General features: G+C 71.1%; 2 protein-coding genes and 1 pseudogene. 2 read left to right on the plus strand and 1 reads right to left on the minus strand.

Annotation, left to right across the window (positions count from 1 at the left end; genetic code table 11):
- Nucleotides 1-263 (plus strand): annotated as a pseudogene (locus tag ONA70_RS35125) (N-acetylmuramoyl-L-alanine amidase); the annotation flags it as partial.
- A 165-nt stretch (nt 264-428) separates the two neighbouring features.
- On the opposite strand, the gene ONA70_RS35130 reads toward ONA70_RS35125, so the two are convergent.
- Nucleotides 429-1,220: an SAM-dependent methyltransferase gene (locus ONA70_RS35130; RefSeq protein WP_265010788.1), complete on the minus strand. Its 792-nt coding sequence runs from the start codon at nt 1,218-1,220 to the stop codon at nt 429-431.
- A gap of 306 nt (nt 1,221-1,526) precedes the next feature.
- On the opposite strand from ONA70_RS35130, the gene galE reads away from it, so the two are divergent.
- On the plus strand, nt 1,527-3,641 hold the full coding sequence (gene galE, locus ONA70_RS35135) for a UDP-glucose 4-epimerase GalE (RefSeq protein WP_265010789.1): 2,115 nt from the start codon (nt 1,527-1,529) through the stop codon (nt 3,639-3,641).
- The last annotated feature ends 298 nt before the right edge of the window (nt 3,642-3,939 follow it).

The raw sequence follows: 3,939 nt of genomic DNA on the forward strand, positions 1-3,939 counted from the left end.
CCGGCGGGTCCGCGGCCGACGTGGTGGTGGCACTGTCGAACGGCAACGGGTTCGGTCCCGCGCTGAAGTGGCACGACCAGTTCGCGACCACGGGCCAGTTCCCCTACCTGGGCGACTTCAACGGCGACGGCCGGGCCGACCTGGCCGCCTTCAGCAGCGACCCCGCCGCGGACGTCTACGTCGCGCTCTCCTCCGGCACGTCGTTCGGCCCCGCCGCCAAGTGGAACGACTTCTTCGGCCTGGCCGGCGAAACCGCCCTGTAGACCGGGACGAGGGCGGTTGCGACAGGGCCCCCGGGACGGCGACTCGACATCGACGGACCGGGGGCCGCTGTCAACGCGGTGACCAGATCGAGCAGGAATCGAGCAGCACCGGTCATCGAGGCGCTCCTGGCGTGACCGCCATGGATCTCACGAGCGCACTCCGGGTCAGGGCTTGCGAGCAACCCCGCCGTACAGTGCGGCCTGGGCGTCGGTGAACCGCTCATCCTGCTCGGGGCGCCACCGCAGGATCGGCACCACGCCCGGGTCGACCAGTTCCAGCCCGGTGAAGAACCGGGCGACCTCGGGCTGATCACGCAGTCGCGTCGTGATGCCCTGGCGACCCATGATCTGCACGAACCGAGCCCAGGCCGCCGGCTCGAAGTCCGCGGTGATGTGCGACAGCACCAGGTAGCTGCCGCTGGGCAGCGCCGCCATGAGCCGCTCGACGACGCGGTACGGGTCGTCTTCGTCATCCAGGAAGTGCAGGATCGCCAAGAGCAGCACCGCGACCGGCTGGTCGAGATCCAGGTTGTTCTGCAGCTCGGGCGCGGCCAGGATGCGCTCGACGTCCCGGAGGTCGGAGTCGACGTAGGCCGTACGCCCCTCCGGCTTGCTGGTCAGCAGCGCCCGCGCGTGGACCAGCACGATGGGGTCGTTGTCGACGTAGACGATACGCGCCGACGGGTCGACCGCCTGCGCGATCTCGTGCACGTTGGGCGAGGTCGGCAGCCCGGTGCCGATGTCGAGGAACTGCCGGATCCCGGCCTCGGCCGCCAGGAACCGCACCGCCCGGCGCAGGAACGCCCGGTTCTGCAGCGGCGCCGTGGCCGCGTTCGGGTTGACCTTCAGCCCTTCCGCCGCCGCGGCCCGGTCGGCGGCGAAGTTGTCCTTGCCGCCCAGCAGGAAGTCGTAGACCCGCGCGGGGTGCGGCCGTTCCGTGTCCAAGGGCGCAGCCATCGATCCTCCACGCGGGTACCCACAACGTCCACGACAGCATAGGACCCGCTCAATCCGCCGTCATCGGCCCCTCAGCGACCGTCATCGAGGCAGGAGCGCCGGTGGTCATCGAGTCATCGGTGCACGACAACTGCCTGGGACAACTGTTCACCGAGTGACAGATGCGCTCTCCGTTAACCAGATCGGCGGGCTCACCGCCGGCAACCGGCGCCCGCCGGGTCGCTTCGCCCGCCTGCCATGAGGTGAGGCGCTACCGGAGCGTCATTTCGGCCTTAGCCGGCAAGTCGGACGTATAGGGTTCCCATCATGACCTGGTTGGTGACGGGAGGGGCCGGGTACGTCGGTGGCGCCGTCGTGCAGGCGCTGCTGTCCACCGGTCGTCGCGTGGTGGTCCTCGACGATCTGTCCAGGGGCGATCCCGCGGCCGTGCCCGTGGAGGTGCCGCTGGTCCGCGCCTCGGTGACCGACAAGGCCGCGGTGCGCCGAGCGCTGGTCGAGCATGCGGTGACGGGCGTGATCCACCTCGCCGGGCTGAAGTCGGTGGCGGAGTCGGTGGCGGAACCGCTGAAGTACTACCGACAGAACGTGGGCGGGACGCTCGCAGTGATCGAGGCCATGGCGGACGTGGGCGTGCGCCGGATGGTGCTCTCGTCGAGCGCGGCGGTCTACGGCGCTCCGGAAGGCGACACGATCAGCGAGGACGCGGTGCCGTGCCCGGCGAACCCGTACGGCGCGACCAAGCTGATCAGCGAGTGGATGGTGGCGGACGCCGCCCGCGCGTTCGGCATCGGGCACGTGATCCTGCGCTACTTCAACGTCGCCGGCGTCGGCGTGCGCACCCCGCACCGCCGGACCGACGCCAACCTGGTGCCGTCGGCGGTCGACGCGGTCACCCGCGGCGAATCCCCGGTGGTGTTCGGCCGCGACTACCCGACGCCGGACGGCTCCTGCGTACGCGACTTCGTACACGTGCTCGACGTCGCGGCCGCGCATGTCGCGGCGGTGGATGCCCTGGAGGCCGGTGCGGGCGGTGCCGTCTACAACGTGGGCTGCGGCGTCGGGCACTCGGTCGGGCAGGTGCTCGACACGATCCGCCAGGTAACCGGTGTTCCGTTCGTGGAAGAGATCCGCGCGCGCCGTGAGGGCGACCCGCCAAGGGTGGTCGCATCGGTGGAGAAGATCGGCCGCGAACTCGGCTGGCGACCACGCTACGGGCTGTCGGACATGGTACGCGACGAGTGCGACGCGCGAAGCCCGCGGCCGGACAGCCGCGAACGAGGCCCGACGCCGGCGTCCGAGCTGGGCGAGCGAGGGGCCCGGATCGTGGTCCTGTCGGCCAGCGTGGGCGCGGGGCACGACGGCGCGACCCGCGAGTTGGCGCGCCGGCTGGGCGAGCGGGGCTTCCGGGTCGACGTGCTGGACATCCTCCGCGTCTTTTCGTGGGGGTCGGAAAGGCTGCTCCGCGACGTGTACCGCAACGTGCTGTGTACCGCGCCGTGGGTGTACGGCGCTCTGTTCGGCCTGGCCTGCCGGCTTCCGGGCGCGGCTCCGATCACGCGGGCCATGCTCCGCCCGGCACGGCGGCGGCTGCTGCAACTCCTTCCGCCCGACACCCGCGGGGTCGTGGCCGCCTATCCGCTCGCCAGCCAGTTGGTCGGACCGTTGCGCCGCAGCGGACAGCTGTCGGTACCCGCGCTCACCTATCTCACCGATTTCGGGGTTCACCCGATCTGGATCGCCCCCGGAATCGACGTCCACTGCGCCGCCCACGAGACCAGCCGCGCCCAGGCATGCGCCCTCGGCGCGGCGGACGTCCGGGTCGCAGGGCGGATGGTGTCCGCCGGGTTTCAACCTGGTTCGGCGGAGGAAAAGCGGCATGCCCGGGAACGGTTCGGGCTTCCTCCCGACGGGCGGCTCGCCCTGCTGGTCGCCGGCTCGTGGGGGGTTGGCGAGGTGGCGGCGACGGCCGCCGACATCGCCGGAACGGGTGTCGCCGTTCCTGTCGTGGTCTGTGCCCGGAACACCACGCTGTACCGCCGGCTACAACGGCAGGGCGTCGGCCACGTCCTCGGCTGGGTGGACGACATGTCCACGCTCATGCACGCCGTCGACGTGCTGGTGGAGAACGCCGGCGGGCTGACCGCACTCGAGGCCATGGCGTGCGGGCTGCCGGTTGTCACCTACCGACCGGTCGCCGGACACGGCAAGGCGAACGCCGCCACAATGGCCGACGCGGAGGTGGTGACCTGGGTCCGCCGGCGCGGCGCATTGGCAGCGGCGCTCCTCGAGGTGGTTGACGGCGTACGGGGCCAGCGGCAGCGCGACGCCGGCCTGGCGCTGTTCGAGTTGGACCCGGCGACGGTGGTCGCCGACACCGTCAAGAACGCGGAAGCACAGGCGATCCCAGATCCGGCGGGATGACGAGAGCATGCCCGTTCACGGCGACAATCGCGCACACCAGTGCGGCCTTCCCGCCCTGGTGGGTGTGGGATGAGTTGGGGAAAGGCTGGCGCGTGAATGGCGGGGCCGCGCTGCTGGCACTTGCCTCGGCTACTTTCTACGGGTTGAGTTCGGCGCTGCAGCAACGGGCCGCGAAGCAGGAACGGCCGCGCCCGGCGCTGGACCCGCGGTTGCTGCTCCGACTGCTGTCCCGTCCCATGTGGATGTTCGGTTGGTTGCCGGACGGCGCCGCTACCGTCCTGCAGGCCCTCGCCTTGCG

It is taken from the genome of Micromonospora yasonensis, assembly GCF_026013475.1.
Taxonomy (GTDB): Bacteria; Actinomycetota; Actinomycetes; order Mycobacteriales; family Micromonosporaceae; genus Micromonospora; species Micromonospora yasonensis.